We start from the raw sequence: 14,674 nt of genomic DNA, 5'->3' as shown, positions 1-14,674 counted from the left end.
TTTTGTGGCTTGCGTTGGCGATCGGTCAGGGCAGCTGCACGCCCTCGGCCGTCAGCATATCCACCAGTCTGATCAGGGGAAGGCCTATCAGGCTCGTCGCATCTGGGCCTTCGGTGCTGCGGAACAGGCTGACGCCCAGGCCTTCTGCCTTGAAACTGCCCGCGCAGTCATACGGCTGTTCTGCATGGAGATAGCGGCTGATGCTTGCCTGATCGAGCGCGCGCATGTGCACGGTAAAAGGTATGCAGTCGACCTGACAGTGACCGGTGCTGCTGTTATACAGCGCAAGACCTGTGAGGAAGCTCACGCTTTTGCCGCTGCTGGCAGTGAGCTGTTCCATGGCGCGTTCGAAGCTGTGCGGTTTGCCAAGAACCTGCTCCCCCAGCACGGCCACTTGATCGGATCCGATGATCAGATGCTCGGGATAATCGTGGGCCAGCGCCATGGCTTTCTCCCGCGCCAGGCGCATGACCAGTGTCCGGGCAGGCTCTGAGGGCTGGCGGCTTTCATCGATGTCCGGCGACGCGCAGACGAACGGCAAGCGCAGGCGATCGAGCAATTGACGTCGATAAGGCGAGCTGGAGGCAAGGAGTAAAGGCAGCATGGGGTTCTCCGAAACATGAAAGTCGAGTGTAATCAGAGGGTCAGGTTGCGAACAGCCCTGAATTTCCTTTGACAGTCGCAGGGCTCGTCCCTAGAATGCTGCGCCTATGTTGAATGACCCGATTCCACCTCACGTTGACCCGCGCAAATTAGCTGATCGTGGCACTACTCTTGAAGGAGAGTTGCCGCTGGCTGATTTGGAGAGACTCTGCGACCCGCTTGCTGACAATCTCGGTACAGTGCAGGCGAAATTCGTTTTTGAACGAGACGAGCAACGCGCCGTGGTTATCCACAGCGACATTGACGTCGAAGTCAAAATGGTTTGCCAGCGTTGTCTTGAGCTGGTCACCCTGCCGATCCACAGCGAATGCAGTTACGCGGTGGTGAAGGAGGGTGCAAATACCCAGTCGTTGCCGAAAGGCTATGACGTGCTGGAACTCGGCGAAGATCCATTGGATCTGCTGGCATTGATCGAGGATGAGCTTCTGCTCGCCTTGCCCATTGTGCCAACTCATGATCCGAAAGAATGCCAGCAGCCGGCGGGCCTCGATGAGCCCGAGCCGAGCGTGGACGAGGTAACGCGGTCCAACCCGTTCAGTGTATTGGCGCAGTTAAAGCGTGACCCAAACGTTTAGGAGTTAATCAATTATGGCTGTTCAGCAGAACAAAAAATCCCGCTCTGCCCGCGACATGCGCCGTTCGCACGACGCTCTCGAGGCTAGCACTCTGTCTGTAGAAAAAACCACCGGTGAAGTTCACCTGCGTCACCACGTTTCGCCGGAAGGCGTATACCGTGGCCGTAAAGTGATCGACAAGGGCGCTGACGAGTAATTTCTTGTCCGCTCCGGTCATCGCGATCGACGCAATGGGCGGGGACTTCGGTCCCCGCAGCATTGTTCAGGCCAGCATTGCCTGCCTGCTCGCAACACCCTCGCTTCATCTGACCCTCGTCGGTCAAGCTCCCCTACTTGAAGACCTCATCGCACGCCATTCCGGTGTCGATCGATCGCGCCTGCTCGTCGTCAATGCCACGGAAGTGATCACCATGGATGACCGGCCCGCCGTCGCCTTGCGTGGCAAGCCGGATTCCTCGATGCGCGTGGCATTGCGTCTGCTGGCAGACGGGCAGGCTCAGGCGTGTGTCAGTGCGGGCAATACCGGTGCGCTCATGGCGTTGTCGCGGTTTGTGCTCAAGACCTTGCCGGGCATCGATCGGCCGGCCATGGTGGCCGCGATCCCTACTCAGCGTGGTTACTGCCAGTTGCTGGATCTGGGCGCGAACGTGGACTGCAGCGCCGATAACCTCTATCAGTTCGCGGTGATGGGATCTGTGGCGGCTCAAGCGCTGGGCGTGACGCGGCCCAAGGTGGCCTTGCTCAACGTGGGCACCGAGGACATCAAGGGCAATCAGCAGGTCAAGCTGGCGTCGAGTCTTTTGCAGGCTGCGCTAGGCCTCAATTATGTCGGGTTCATCGAGGGCGACGGCCTGTACCGCGGCGAGGCCGATGTGGTGGTCTGCGATGGTTTCGTGGGCAATATCCTGCTCAAGTCGAGCGAGGGGTTGGCAACGATGATTGGTGATCGTATCGAAACCCTGTTCCGCCAGAACGTGATGTCCAGGGCCGTCGGTGCGCTGGCGTTGCCGCTGCTCAAGCGCCTGAAGGCTGACCTTGCGCCGGCTCGGCACAATGGCGCGAGCTTTCTCGGCTTGCAGGGCATCGTGATCAAAAGCCACGGTTCTGCCGGGGCGCAGGGGTTTCAGAGCGCGATCCAGCGGGCGCTCATCGAAATCCAGGAAAACCTTCCAGAACGGCTGCATGGGCGTCTGGAAGAGCTGCTCTAGAATCTGGGTCTGCGTCTTGCGCTAGAATGTGACCCCTGTGACTGCTTGGTCATCCAACTGACCAGTCGCAACACTTTGAATTATCTTGCGTTCGGCCTCGCCGGGCGTTCTTTTCGACGACAATAATCAGGGGCTTGTCAATGTCTGCTTCCGTCGCATTCGTCTTTCCGGGCCAGGGCTCGCAGTCCCTCGGCATGCTTGCCGAGCTGGGCGCGCAGTACCCGTTGGTGCTGGACACGTTCAAAGAAGCCTCCGATGCGCTGGGCTATGACCTCTGGGCGCTGACTCAGCAGGGCCCGGAAGAAACCCTCAATCAGACCGACAAAACCCAGCCTGCGATTCTGACGGCGTCCATTGCACTCTGGCGTCTCTGGCTGGCAGAAGGCGGCGCGCGTCCTGCCTACGTCGCCGGTCACAGTCTGGGCGAATACAGCGCCCTGGTCGCAGCTGGCAGCCTGTCGCTCGCCGATGCGGTCAGGCTGGTGGAGCGTCGCGGTCAATTGATGCAAGAGGCCGTGCCTGCAGGGCAGGGCGGTATGGCGGCGATTCTCGGCCTTGAAGACGCGGACGTCATCGCGGCCTGTGCCGAAGCGGCGCAGGGCGATGTGGTCAGCGCGGTGAACTTCAACTCGCCCGGTCAGGTGGTCATTGCAGGCGCCAAGGCGGCTGTCGATCGTGCCATCGAGGTCTGCAAGGGCAAGGGCGCCAAACGCGCGCTGCCGCTGCCGGTCAGCGTTCCGTCGCACTGTGAACTGATGCGCCCGGCGGCCGAGCGTTTCGCCGAGTCGATCGCCGCCATCGACTGGCAGGCGCCGCAGATTCCTCTGGTACAGAACGTCAGCGCCAGCGTCGCTGCCGATCTCCAGACACTGAAAACCGATTTGTTGCAGCAGCTTTACAAGCCGGTCCGCTGGGTCGAATCGGTTCAGGCGCTGGCCGCCAATGGCGCCCTGCAACTGGTCGAATGCGGCCCGGGCAAGGTGCTTGCCGGATTGAACAAGCGTTGCGCCGACGGCGTGGCCACTCACAACCTCAATACCCCAGATGCCTTCGTCGCCACCCGTGCGGCGCTGGCCTGATAAGGAGAACTGCATGAGTCAGGGTAAAGTTGCACTGGTGACCGGCGCCAGCCGCGGAATTGGCCGGGCTATCGCCCTGGAGCTGGGCCGTAATGGCGCGATCGTGGTCGGGACCGCGACCTCGGAGTCCGGCGCCGAAAAAATCACCGCCTACCTCAAGGAAAACGGCATCGAAGGCTTTGGTCTGGCGCTGGATGTCGGCAGCGACGAGTCTGTCTCGGCTGCCTTGGCGCAGATTCAGGAGCGTGTCGGCGCGCCGTTGATCCTGATCAACAACGCAGGCATCACACGTGACAACCTGATGATGCGCATGAAGGATGACGAATGGCATGACGTCATCAATACCAACCTGAACAGCCTGTATCGCCTGTCCAAGGGCGTTCTGCGCGGCATGACCAAGGCTCGCTGGGGTCGCATCATCAGCATTGGCTCCGTAGTGGGTGCCATGGGCAACGCAGGTCAAGTAAACTATGCAGCCGCCAAGGCGGGTCTGGAAGGCTTCGGCCGCGCGCTGGCGCGTGAAGTCGGTTCGCGGGCAGTGACGGTGAACTCGGTCACCCCGGGCTTCATCGACACCGATATGACGCGCGAGCTGCCAGAGGCACAACGTGATTCCCTGACGGCTCAGATTCCTCTGGGTCGACTGGGGCAGGCCGAAGAGATTGCGCACGTGGTCGCTTTTCTTGCCTCGGAAGGTGCAGGCTACGTTACCGGGGCTACAATCCCCGTTAACGGCGGCATGTACATGTGACCAGCCGTATCGAAAAAATGTCATACGGGCTGTCTAAAATCCGTTATAAAGCTGAAATCTATTAATGGGTCGAGGGCTGATGGGCGTATCGGGAATTGCGTTTAGCTTGAAATGCGCAAAACCTCTTCTATACACTTACCCATCGGCCAGCTGCCCGAATTTGTCCACTAGGAGTTAAAACACGGTATGAGCACCATCGAAGAGCGCGTCAAGAAAATCGTTGCCGAACAACTTGGCGTCAAGGAAGAGGAAGTGACCAACAGTGCTTCCTTCGTTGAAGACCTGGGTGCCGACTCCCTTGATACCGTTGAGCTGGTAATGGCTCTGGAAGAGGAATTCGAGACCGAAATCCCTGACGAAGAAGCCGAGAAGATCACCACTGTTCAAGCTGCTATCGATTACGTTACCGCCCACCAGGCGTAAGATTTTGTAGTCGTAGTTTGCTGTCCTGGAAAAACCGCACTGCCCTTGGCGTGCGGTTTTTTCTTTAAACAGGGCCGCATTTCGTCAATAGAAAAAAGGAGAGTCCTGTGTCGCGTAGACGCGTCGTGGTCACCGGTATGGGTATGCTTACGCCATTGGGCACGGATGTGCCTAGCACCTGGCAAGGCATTCTGGCTGGCCAGAGTGGCATTGGCCTTATCGAGCACACGGACCTTTCGGCTTACACCACCCGCTTCGGCGGTTCGGTCAAGGGATTCCAGGTCGAAGATTACCTGTCGCCCAAAGAGGCACGCAGGCTCGATCTGTTCATTCAATACGGTCTGGCTGCGAGCTTTCAGGCTGTGCGCAACGCCGGTATCGAAATCACCGACGCCAACCGCGAGCGTGTCGGCGTGGCCATGGGATCGGGCATCGGTGGGCTGACCAACATCGAAAACACCAGCCGGCTGCTGCATGAGCAGGGCCCCGGCAAGATCTCCCCGTTCTTCGTGCCGGGTTCGATCATCAACATGATTTCCGGTTTCCTGTCGATCCATCTGGGCGCGCAGGGACCCAACTACGCAATCGCCACCGCTTGCACGACGAGCACGCACTGCATCGGCATGGCAGCGCGCAACATTGCCTACGACGAGGCGGACGTGATGATCGCCGGCGGCGCGGAAATGGCGGCGTGCGGTCTGGGCATGGGCGGTTTCGGCGCCTCCCGAGCGCTGTCCACCCGCAACGACGAACCTGCGCGCGCCAGCCGTCCGTGGGACAAGGGCCGTGATGGCTTCGTGCTTTCCAATGGCGCGGGCGCGCTGGTTCTGGAAGAGCTGGAGCACGCCAAGGCGCGTGGCGCGACCATTTACGCCGAGCTGATCGGCTTCGGCATGAGCGGTGATGCTTTCCACATGACTTCGCCGCCGGACGATGGCGCTGGCGCCGCCCGCTGCATCGCCAATGCGCTGCGCGACGCGAAGGTCGCGCCCGAGCAGGTGCAGTACATCAACGCCCACGGCACGTCCACCCCGGCTGGCGACCTGGCTGAAGTCAACGCCATCAAGACGGTATTTGGCGATCATGCCTACAAACTGGCAGTCAGCTCGACCAAGTCCATGACCGGTCATTTGCTGGGTGCGGCAGGGGCGATCGAGGCGATCTTCAGCGTGCTGGCGATCAAGGATCAGGTGGCACCGCCGACCATCAACCTCGATGAGCCGGATGAAGGCTGTGACCTGGACTTCGTCCCGCACGAACCGCGCCGGATGCCGATCGATGTGGTGATCTCCAATTCCTTCGGCTTTGGTGGCACAAACGGTTCGCTGGTTTTCCGCCGGTTTGCCGAATGACATTGTGCTGGGTCGATGGCGTCGCGGCAGATTCCCTGTCCGTGAAGGACCGGGGATTGGCCTACGGCGATGGTTTTTTTGAAACCATTCTGGTCAAGTCCGGGCAGCCATTGCTTTTGCAGCGGCATCTGGAGCGTCTGGCGCTTGGCGGCAAGCGTCTGGGCCTGCGCCTGGATCTGCCGCTGATCGAACGCGAGTGTCGGTCGTTCGCCAGCCAGATGGGCCAGGGCGTGATGAAGCTGATCGTCACCCGCGGCGATGGTTTGCGCGGCTACGCGCCGGGCCATGACGCCCAGCCCCGGCGCATTCTTCAGGCCAGCCCGCTGCCGGCCTACCCGCAGGGCAATGCGGAGCAGGGCGTTCGGCTTTATGCCTGTCAGACCCGCCTCGCCGAGCAGCCGTTGCTGGCCGGGCTCAAGCATCTCAATCGTCTGGAGCAAGTCATTGCCCGCGGCGAATGGCAGGACAGCGATCACGCTGAGGGCCTGATGCGCGATACGTGCGGGCGGGTCATCGAAGGTGTCTTCAGCAATCTGTTTCTGATCAAGGGCGGCGTGCTGCTGACCCCGGATCTGCGTCGTTGCGGCGTGGCCGGGGTGATGCGTGCGGAGCTGCTGGCGCTTGCCGAGCAGACGAGCATTCCCGCCCGGGAGCTCGATCTGCAGATGTCCGACCTGCAGAAAGCCGATGAAGTCTTCGTCTGCAACAGTGTCTATGGCATCTGGCCTGTACGCGGCGTCGAGCGACTGAACTGGCCCGTCGGGCCGCTCACCCGTAAACTGCAAAGTCTTGTTCGCGGGCTTCTGGATATCTGATTCGTGATCCGAAAATTATTCGTCTTGCTGGAAACGGGAGTAGTTCTGGCGGGGCTCGCGCTGGGTGTGGCCTTCTGGCAACAACATACCGCGCTGCAGCAACCGTTGAACCTGAATCAGGAGCGCCTGCTTGACGTGCCTTCGGGGTCATCGCCGACCGGGGTACTGAACCGTCTTCAGGCCGATGGCGTGATCAAGGACGCCTTCTGGTTGCGGCTTTACTGGCGTTTCAACCTTCAGGGGCAGGCGCTGCACAGCGGCGAATACCGCATGGCGCCGGGCATGAGCGCCCAATCACTGCTGGCCCTGTGGCAAAAAGGCGAGGTCGTGCAATACAGCGTCACGCTGGTCGAGGGCTGGACCTTCCGGCAGGTACGTGCCGCGCTGGCGAAACAACCGAAGCTCGAGCAGACGCTGAATAACCTCAGCGACAGTGAACTGATGGCGAAGCTGGGACACCCTGATGTGTTTCCCGAGGGCCGTTTCTTTCCTGACACGTACCGTTATGTACGCGGGATGACCGACGCCGAGTTGCTCAAACAGGCCTATAACCGACTTGATGAGGTGCTTGCACAAGAGTGGGATCAGCGTGCGGCAGATGTGCCTTACGTCGATCCTTACCAAGCGCTGATCATGGCTTCGCTGGTCGAAAAAGAGACGGGCGTGCCGCAGGAACGCGGACAGATCGCGGGGGTGTTCGTGCGACGCTTGCAACAGGGCATGTTGCTGCAGACCGATCCAACGGTCATCTACGGCCTGGGCGAGCGATACAACGGCAAGATCACCCGCGCGTTCCTCAAAGAGGCCACGCCGTATAACACCTATGTGATTTCCGGCCTGCCGCCGACGCCGATTGCGATGGTCGGGCGCGAAGCCATTCACGCGGCCATGAATCCTGCGCCAGGCAACAGCCTCTACTTCGTCGCGCGGGGCGATGGCAGCCATGTCTTTTCAGCCGATCTGGAGGCTCATAACGCAGCGGTGAAGGAGTTTCAGCTCAAGCGGCGCGCCGATTATCGGTCAAGCCCTGCGCCAATTGTTGCGCCGACGCCGGGCGTGGACCCTGTCCCGACGGCCGAGAAGCCGGCAATCGAGCCAGCGCCGGCGCCACAGGTGCCGGCACAACAGGCTCAGCCTGCCGAGTCAGCGCCTGCCGAGCCATCACCGTCTGAGCACGGCTCCCCAGAAGTCGCTCAGCCTGAGCCCTCTGCCAAAGAACCGTCGAATCCGCCTGCCGACACCGCTGATAACGCTGCGAAAGGCGAGCAGAGCCCGCAATGAATCTGATTAAGGACTGCCTGTGACTGGTTTGTTTATTACGCTGGAAGGTCCCGAAGGCGCGGGCAAAAGCACCAACCGCGAGTATCTTGCCGAACGCCTGCGCAGCCAGGGCGTTGACGTGGTGCTCACCCGCGAGCCTGGCGGCACGCCGCTGGCCGAACGTATCCGCGAGCTGCTTCTGGCGCCGAGCGATGAAACCATGCACGCCGACACCGAGCTGTTGCTGGTGTTCGCTGCCCGTGCCCAGCACCTGGCAGGCGTGATCCGCCCCGCACTGGCGCGCGGCGCGGTGGTGCTGTGTGACCGTTTTACAGATGCTACTTACGCCTATCAGGGTGGGGGGCGCGGACTTTCCGTGCAGCGCATTTCGGCGCTGGAAGATTTCGTGCAGGGTGACCTGCGTCCCGATCTGACCCTGGTGTTCGACCTGCCGGTCGAGATCGGCCTTTCGCGAGCGGCTGCCCGTGGTCGGCTGGATCGGTTCGAGCAGGAAGGCCGGGCCTTTTTCGAAGCCGTGCGCAATACCTATTTGAACCGCGCCGCGGCAGCGCCCGAGCGTTATCGTCTGGTGGATGCCGCGCAGCCACTGGCGCAGGTGCAGGTGTCGCTCGACGCGCTGGTGCCGGACCTGCTCGACCTGCTGGCGGTCCGTCGCAATGGCTGAGGCCTATCCGTGGCAACAAAGCCTGTGGCAGCAGCTGGCTGGCCGACCCCGGCATGCTCATGCGTATCTGCTGCATGGCCCGGCGGGCATTGGCAAGCGTGCCCTCGCCGAACGGCTCATGTACCTGCTGCTCTGCCAGCAGCCGCAGGGGCTTGAGGCGTGCGGTCACTGCAAATCCTGCTCGCTGCTGGCAGCAGGCAGTCATCCGGATAATTACGTGCTGGAGCCGGAAGAAGCGGACAAGGCGATCAAGGTCGATCAGGTTCGCGATCTGGTCAGCTTCGTCGTGCAGACCTCGCAAATGGGCGGGCGCAAGGTGGTGCTGATCGAGCCTGTCGAATCGATGAACATCAACGCCGCCAACGCCTTGCTGAAGAGTCTGGAAGAGCCCTCGGGCGATACCGTCCTGTTGCTCGTCAGTCATCAGCCGAGCCGATTGCTGCCGACCATCAAAAGCCGTTGTGTGCAGCAGGCGTGCCCACTGCCGGGTGAGGCAATGAGTGTCGCCTGGCTGGCAGAAGCTTTGCCGGAGTGTACCGAAGAGGAGCGACGCGAACTGCTGACGCTGGCCGCCGGTTCACCGTTGGCGGCTGTCAGCCTGCAGGCGCAGGGTGTGCGCGAGCAACGTGCGCTGGTGGTCGATGGCGTGAAAAAGCTGCTCAAGGGGCAACAATCGCCGACGCAGTTGGCCGAGGGCTGGAAGGATGTACCCTTGCTGCTGCTGTTCGACTGGTTTTGCGACTGGTCGAACCTGATTCTGCGCTACCAATTGACGCAGGATGAAGACGGGCTCGGGCTGTCCGACATGCGTAAAGTGCTGCAGTACCTGGCGCAGAAATCGCCACAGGGCAGCGTGCTGGCGATCCAGGACTGGGTCCTCCTGCAGCGCCAGAAAGTGCTGTCCAAGGCGAACCTGAACCGGGTTTTATTGCTCGAAGCGTTATTGGTGCAGTGGGCAGGTCTCACCGGACAGGGTTAGACTGGCCATCTGCCTGATATCAGTACTACCGAGGAATCGAGATGAGCGTGCCACTGAGTCCAGGTCCACGTAACGGTATTCTGTCCCTGACCATCAAGGACAAGTCTGTCCTGTATGCCGCCTATATGCCGTTCATCAAGAATGGCGGCCTGTTCATCCCCACCAGCAAGAGTTACAAGCTCGGTGACGAGGTGTTCATGCTGCTCAATCTGATGGATGAGCCGGAGAAGATTCCGGTCGCGGGCAAGGTCACCTGGATCACGCCCAAGGGCGCGCAGGGTAACCGGGCTGCCGGCGTTGGCGTGCAGTTCAACGACGGCGACAACACGGCCCGCAACATGATTGAAAACTACCTGGCCGGAGCCCTCAAATCCGACCGTCCGACCCACACGATGTAAGTTGCCCCTGTCGCCATGCTTGTAGATTCCCATTGCCACCTCGATCGACTCGATCTCAGCGCCCACGACGGCTCTCTCGATAACGCCCTCGCGGCCGCGCGGGCGCGGGGCGTAGGTCATTTTCTGTGTATCGGCGTCAGCGCCGACAATGCGGGTGCTGTGAAAGCGCTCGCCGATCGCTACGACGATGTCGACTGCTCGGTCGGCATTCACCCGCTGGATTTGAAGCCGGGCGAAGCGCCGGGACTTGAGTGGTTGCTTGGCGAACTCAACCACCCCCGCGTGGTGGCCATTGGCGAAACCGGTCTGGATTACCACTACGAGCCAGAGGCCGCAGAGTTGCAGCAGGCGTCGTTTCGTCTGCATCTGCAGGCAGCGAACGTCACCGGCAAGCCAGTGATCGTTCACACCCGCGGCGCCCGCGCCGATACCCTGGAGCTTTTGCGCGAGGCCGCTCTGCCGCAAGGTGGCGTGCTGCATTGCTTCACCGAAGACTGGGACATGGCCAAGGCGGCTCTGGACCTGGGCTTCTATATTTCGCTCTCGGGTATCGTGACCTTCCGCAATGCCGATGCCTTGCGTGACGTCGCCAGCAAAGTGCCCGCCGACCGGCTGCTGGTGGAGACCGATTCGCCCTATCTGGCGCCCATTCCCTACCGTGGCAAACCCAACCTGCCTGAGTACGTGCGCGAGGTGGCAGAGTTTCTGGCGATGCTGCGAGGCGAGAGTTACGAGCGCTTCGCCGAACAGACCAGTGCCAACTTCAAGCGCCTGTTCCCGCTGGCAAGAGTGAAGGCAGCGGCCTGCCGGTAAATCGCAGGCAAAAAAAACCCGGGTTCTGGGGGGTGAATCCGGGTTAAGACCATTAGGAGTAAAACAAAGACACGCTATCCATTGGTGTCTTTACCGATGCTGGCACTTGGGGGAGATGCCGCATCGACGAAGTTAAGTATCGATCAGAATCCGCCATCGTCCAGCGTCCGCTGTACGTTTTTTAAACAGTTTTGGAATACCTGACCTGCTGTTGATAGCTCAAAGCATGGCAGTCGGGATTTATTCTCACCAGCTTCTCGTATCCGGCGCAATCGTGCGTTGATCTTGCGCGAACGGGAATGGTTCGGCGCAGTTCGCGGGAATTAGTGCCGCACGTTTGATAAAACCTGGCAACCGCCCACGGCAAAAGCGACAAAGCCGGGACTCGATTGATGCAGGGTCTTCGGACTCCCTGATCACGAGGGGCGCCAAGTTGTCAGGAAGCGTCGATATGGTCGGATGATCCGTGCAATTTGCTGCAAGTTAGGCATAATGTGCGGCTTCGATTTTGAACCCGCAGCCTCTTCCTATGCAGAAAGAACCTCGTAAGGTCCGTGAATTTCGGCGCCGTGAGCAGGAAATTCTCGATACCGCATTAAAGCTGTTTCTTGAACAGGGTGAAGACAGCGTCACCGTCGAGATGATTGCGGATGCCGTCGGTATCGGCAAAGGCACTATCTATAAACATTTCAAATCGAAGGCGGAGATTTATCTGCGCCTGATGCTCGACTACGAGCGCGATCTGAACGAGTTGCTGCATTCTGCTGACGTCGATAAGGACAAAGAAGCACTGTCCCGCGCTTATTTCGAGTTCCGCATGCGAGATCCGCAGCGCTACCGTCTGTTCGACCGTCTGGAAGAGAAGGTGGTCAAGGGCAATCAAGTGCCCGAGATGGTCGAGCAGTTGCACAAGATCCGCGCGTCGAACTTCGAGCACCTGACCTTGCTGATCAAGGGCCGCATCTCTGAAGGCAAACTCGAAGACGTTCCGCCGTATTTCCATTACTGCGCCGCCTGGGCGCTGGTGCATGGCGCTGTTGCGCTGTACCACTCGCCGTTCTGGAGCAATGTTCTGGAGGACCAGGAAGGGTTCTTCCAGTTCCTGATGGACATTGGCGTGCGCATGGGTAACAAGCGCAAGCGCGACGTCGAGCCCGGTCATGACCTCAAGCCGGAAATCTCCGGCAACTGATCGCCAGTCAGTCGCCGCTGAGCATGGGCGGCGAGTCCACGGATTCGATGAAACGCCATCACGCTTTGGGCTCGCTGGTGGCGGCTCAACGTAAATCTGCAACCAACGGCTGCCCATTTCCCGAGCTGGCGCAAAAGCTGCATTACACAGCCATTCGCCGGTTTTCCGTCGCCGGACTTTGGAGGAAATAATGCGTAGCCTGGTTCTTTTGCTGGCGTTTTTGGCGTTGAGTGGCTGCATGCACGTCAGCGATCTGGCACAGGGCGCCCACGATGAGCTCAGTGATGCAGGTCTGCTGGATCACAGCTCGACTCGTCGTCTGAACAACTTCCGTCTGCAACCTGATTCCTACATCTATATCGCGCAAGGCGCTTTCGCACCGCCTGGCGGGGCGTATCCACGTCCCAATGTGGTAGCCGAAGAGGCCTTCAACGGTTTCGTCGAATATTTCCCCATGGTCCGTCGCGCCCGGGCACCGGAAGGGCTTGATGACGCGATGAATGAAGCCAGGGCCGCCGGCGCGCATTATCTGCTCTACACCCGTTTCGCCAAGGCTGACGATCGCATCGGCACCTTTGATGAGTGGTCGGATCAGGAAGTCGTGGACCGTCTGGGCGTTGACAGTGGTGTGATTCAACTGATGCTGATCGAAACCAACACCCGCTACTTGATCGATTCGGCGCGCATTCACAACCGTGGTGGCCTGCTGACCTTGCGTGACACCAAACCTGAAGATTTGCTAGGACCACCGATGCAGGCTTACGCTCGCAGTCTCTTGGGCGTCGAAGCCCGCTGAGGAGAGACGTATGAGTGGTCCGGGCAAAGCCAACGATCTATTGGCGCAAATCCCCAAGACCGGCAAGGGTCTGCCGCCCGTTCACCTGTGGAATTCTGATTTCTGCGGCGATATCGACATGCGTATCGCCCGTGACGGCACCTGGTTCTATCTGGGAACGCCGATCGGTCGAAAGCCGATGGTGCGTCTGTTCTCGACCATCATCCGCCGCGACGGTGATGACTACTTCCTGATCACGCCGGTCGAAAAGGTGGGCATCACCGTCGACGACGCGCCGTTCGTGGCGGTCTTGCTGGACGTGCAGGGCGAAGGCGAGTCTCAGGTCCTGACCTTCACCACCCATGTCGAGGACGTCATCGAGCTCGGTCTTGAACATCCGATGCGCGTCAGCGTAGATCCCGACACGCAAGAGCCTGCCCCTTATGTGCATGTGCGCGCCAACCTTGAGGCGTTGATTCATCGCAACGTCTTTTATCAATTGGTCGATCTGGCCGTCGTGCGCCAGATCGATGGGCAGCGTTGGCTGGGCGTCTGGAGTGCTGGCGAGTTCTTTCGCATCGGTCTTGAACCCTGAACCGCGCGCTGCCGCGATGCCGACCCGTTTCATGGCTCAATTGCCTGGCGTGCGCCACGCGGTTAAAGTGCCGCCCCCCGATTTTTCTGAGGTTTTTCCATGAGCCAGTCCTTTGATATCGCCGTGATCGGCGCAACCGGTACTGTCGGCGAAACCATCGTCCAGATCCTCGAAGAACGCGACTTTCCGATTGGCGAACTGTATCTGCTGGCCAGTGCAGAGTCGGCTGGTAGCTCGGTGCCGTATCGCGGCAAGAATGTTCGCGTGCGCGAGGTCGACGCGTTTGAGTTCGGTAAAGTCAACATCGCATTGTTTGCTGCAGGCCCGGCAGTCACGCGCAGCTATGCCTCGCGCGCTGTCGCCGCCGGTTGCGCGGTCATCGACCTGTCGGGCGGCTTGCCCGTGGATCAGGCCCCCAATGTGGTGCCTGAAGTCAACGGCGCCTTGCTCGCCACCTTGGCAAGACCCCTTCAGCTTGCCTGCCCCAGCCCGAGCGCTGCGGCGTTGGCATTGGTGCTTTCGCCGCTGCGCGACCTGCTGAAGATTGAGCGCGTCAGCGTCACCGCTTGCCTGGCAGTGTCCAGTCAGGGGCGCGAAGGGGTGACTGAGCTGGCGCGGCAGACTGCCGAACTGCTGAACGTGCGCCCCCTCGAACCGCGGATCTTCGACCGGCAAATGGCGTTTAACTTGCTCGCCCAGGTGGGCGTGCCGGATGCCGACGGCCACGTGCCGCTGGAAAAACGTTTGGTCAGTGAGTTGCGCGAGCTGCTCTCGCTGCCTTTAATCAAGGTCGGCGTGAGCTGCATCCAGGTTCCGGTCTTTTTTGGCGACAGCCTGAGCGTTTCGGTGCAGACCGCTGAGGCGCTCGATCTGGCGGCAGTGAATGCGGCGCTGGAATCCGCTGACGGCATCGAGCTGGTAGAAGCGGGCGATTACCCGACGCCGGTTGGCGATGCTGTAGGACAGGACGCGGTCTATGTAGGACGTTTGCGTCAAGGCATCGACGACGTCTGTGAACTTAATTTCTGGGTGACGTCAGATAATGTTCGCAAAGGCGCTGCTCTGAACGCTGTGCAGGTCGCTGAATTGTTGATAAAAGATGTTGCGTAAA

Annotated in this window: 18 protein-coding genes; 17 read left to right on the top strand and 1 reads right to left on the bottom strand. The window is 60.3% G+C overall.

Going from position 1 to position 14,674, the window contains the following annotated elements; genetic code table 11:
- Positions 1 to 25 precede the first annotated feature (25 nt).
- Positions 26 to 604, bottom strand: a complete 579-nt coding sequence (locus AAGQ88_RS19130; protein ID WP_342653267.1) for a nucleoside triphosphate pyrophosphatase — start codon at positions 602 to 604, stop codon at positions 26 to 28.
- 106 nt (positions 605 to 710) lie between these two features.
- Here AAGQ88_RS19130 and AAGQ88_RS19125 point away from each other — a divergent pair, with 106 nt between their 5' ends.
- The 17 genes from AAGQ88_RS19125 (at position 711) to AAGQ88_RS19045 (ending at position 14,673) form a co-directional block, all read left to right on the top strand.
- On the top strand, positions 711 to 1,238 hold the full coding sequence (locus AAGQ88_RS19125) for a YceD family protein (RefSeq protein WP_093469643.1): 528 nt from the start codon (positions 711 to 713) through the stop codon (positions 1,236 to 1,238).
- A gap of 13 nt (positions 1,239 to 1,251) precedes the next feature.
- A complete protein-coding gene (gene rpmF / locus AAGQ88_RS19120) occupies positions 1,252 to 1,434 on the top strand; it encodes a 50S ribosomal protein L32 (protein WP_003179396.1) in 183 nt (60 codons plus the stop codon).
- A 4-nt stretch (positions 1,435 to 1,438) separates the two neighbouring features.
- Entirely contained in the window at positions 1,439 to 2,446 is a 1,008-nt protein-coding gene (gene plsX, locus AAGQ88_RS19115) for a phosphate acyltransferase PlsX (RefSeq protein WP_342653266.1), read from the top strand.
- A gap of 140 nt (positions 2,447 to 2,586) precedes the next feature.
- Positions 2,587 to 3,525, top strand: coding sequence for an ACP S-malonyltransferase (gene fabD / locus AAGQ88_RS19110; RefSeq protein ID WP_285426826.1), 939 nt, complete (start codon positions 2,587 to 2,589; stop codon positions 3,523 to 3,525).
- A gap of 13 nt (positions 3,526 to 3,538) precedes the next feature.
- Positions 3,539 to 4,276 carry a 3-oxoacyl-ACP reductase FabG gene (fabG, locus tag AAGQ88_RS19105; protein ID WP_285426825.1) on the top strand — a complete coding sequence of 246 codons (738 nt, stop codon included), beginning with the start codon at positions 3,539 to 3,541 and terminating at the stop codon, positions 4,274 to 4,276.
- Positions 4,277 to 4,462: 186 nt separating this feature from the next.
- Positions 4,463 to 4,699, top strand: a complete 237-nt coding sequence (gene acpP, locus AAGQ88_RS19100) for an acyl carrier protein (protein ID WP_016973676.1) — start codon at positions 4,463 to 4,465, stop codon at positions 4,697 to 4,699.
- 107 nt (positions 4,700 to 4,806) lie between these two features.
- Positions 4,807 to 6,051 carry a beta-ketoacyl-ACP synthase II gene (gene fabF, locus AAGQ88_RS19095; RefSeq protein ID WP_093469629.1) on the top strand — a complete coding sequence of 415 codons (1,245 nt, stop codon included), beginning with the start codon at positions 4,807 to 4,809 and terminating at the stop codon, positions 6,049 to 6,051.
- Positions 6,048 to 6,866: an aminodeoxychorismate lyase gene (gene pabC / locus AAGQ88_RS19090; RefSeq protein ID WP_342653265.1), complete on the top strand. Its 819-nt coding sequence runs from the start codon at positions 6,048 to 6,050 to the stop codon at positions 6,864 to 6,866. The genes fabF and pabC overlap by 4 nt, the downstream gene beginning before the upstream one ends.
- 3 nt (positions 6,867 to 6,869) lie before the next feature.
- Positions 6,870 to 8,147, top strand: coding sequence for an endolytic transglycosylase MltG (gene mltG, locus AAGQ88_RS19085; RefSeq protein ID WP_342653264.1), 1,278 nt, complete (start codon positions 6,870 to 6,872; stop codon positions 8,145 to 8,147).
- A gap of 19 nt (positions 8,148 to 8,166) precedes the next feature.
- Positions 8,167 to 8,811 carry a dTMP kinase gene (gene tmk / locus AAGQ88_RS19080; RefSeq protein ID WP_285426822.1) on the top strand — a complete coding sequence of 215 codons (645 nt, stop codon included), beginning with the start codon at positions 8,167 to 8,169 and terminating at the stop codon, positions 8,809 to 8,811.
- The gene (locus AAGQ88_RS19075) at positions 8,804 to 9,790 is read left to right on the top strand and encodes a DNA polymerase III subunit delta' (protein ID WP_342653263.1); all 987 of its coding nucleotides are present in this window, start codon (positions 8,804 to 8,806) and stop codon (positions 9,788 to 9,790) included. The genes tmk and AAGQ88_RS19075 overlap by 8 nt, the downstream gene beginning before the upstream one ends.
- Positions 9,791 to 9,831: 41 nt before the next feature.
- The gene (locus AAGQ88_RS19070; RefSeq protein ID WP_037011754.1) at positions 9,832 to 10,188 is read left to right on the top strand and encodes a PilZ domain-containing protein; all 357 of its coding nucleotides are present in this window, start codon (positions 9,832 to 9,834) and stop codon (positions 10,186 to 10,188) included.
- A gap of 15 nt (positions 10,189 to 10,203) precedes the next feature.
- Complete coding sequence (locus tag AAGQ88_RS19065; RefSeq protein ID WP_342653262.1) at positions 10,204 to 11,001, top strand: TatD family hydrolase; 798 nt, start codon at positions 10,204 to 10,206, stop codon at positions 10,999 to 11,001.
- Between the two features lie 529 nt (positions 11,002 to 11,530).
- A complete protein-coding gene (locus tag AAGQ88_RS19060; RefSeq protein ID WP_342653261.1) occupies positions 11,531 to 12,193 on the top strand; it encodes a TetR/AcrR family transcriptional regulator in 663 nt (220 codons plus the stop codon).
- A gap of 190 nt (positions 12,194 to 12,383) precedes the next feature.
- Positions 12,384 to 12,989 (top strand): DUF4823 domain-containing protein, encoded by a 606-nt coding sequence (locus tag AAGQ88_RS19055; protein ID WP_093469367.1) that lies wholly within the window; start codon positions 12,384 to 12,386, stop codon positions 12,987 to 12,989.
- A gap of 10 nt (positions 12,990 to 12,999) precedes the next feature.
- Positions 13,000 to 13,563 (top strand): DUF1285 domain-containing protein, encoded by a 564-nt coding sequence (locus AAGQ88_RS19050; RefSeq protein ID WP_342653260.1) that lies wholly within the window; start codon positions 13,000 to 13,002, stop codon positions 13,561 to 13,563.
- Positions 13,564 to 13,662: 99 nt separating this feature from the next.
- Complete coding sequence (locus AAGQ88_RS19045) at positions 13,663 to 14,673, top strand: aspartate-semialdehyde dehydrogenase (protein ID WP_342653259.1); 1,011 nt, start codon at positions 13,663 to 13,665, stop codon at positions 14,671 to 14,673.
- The last annotated feature ends 1 nt before the right edge of the window (position 14,674 follow it).

The organism is Pseudomonas sp. F3-2, assembly GCF_038804275.1.
GTDB lineage: Bacteria > Pseudomonadota > Gammaproteobacteria > Pseudomonadales > Pseudomonadaceae > Aquipseudomonas.
The sequence above is the reverse complement of the archived record's forward strand: the minus strand, read 5'-3'. Positions and strand labels throughout refer to the sequence as shown.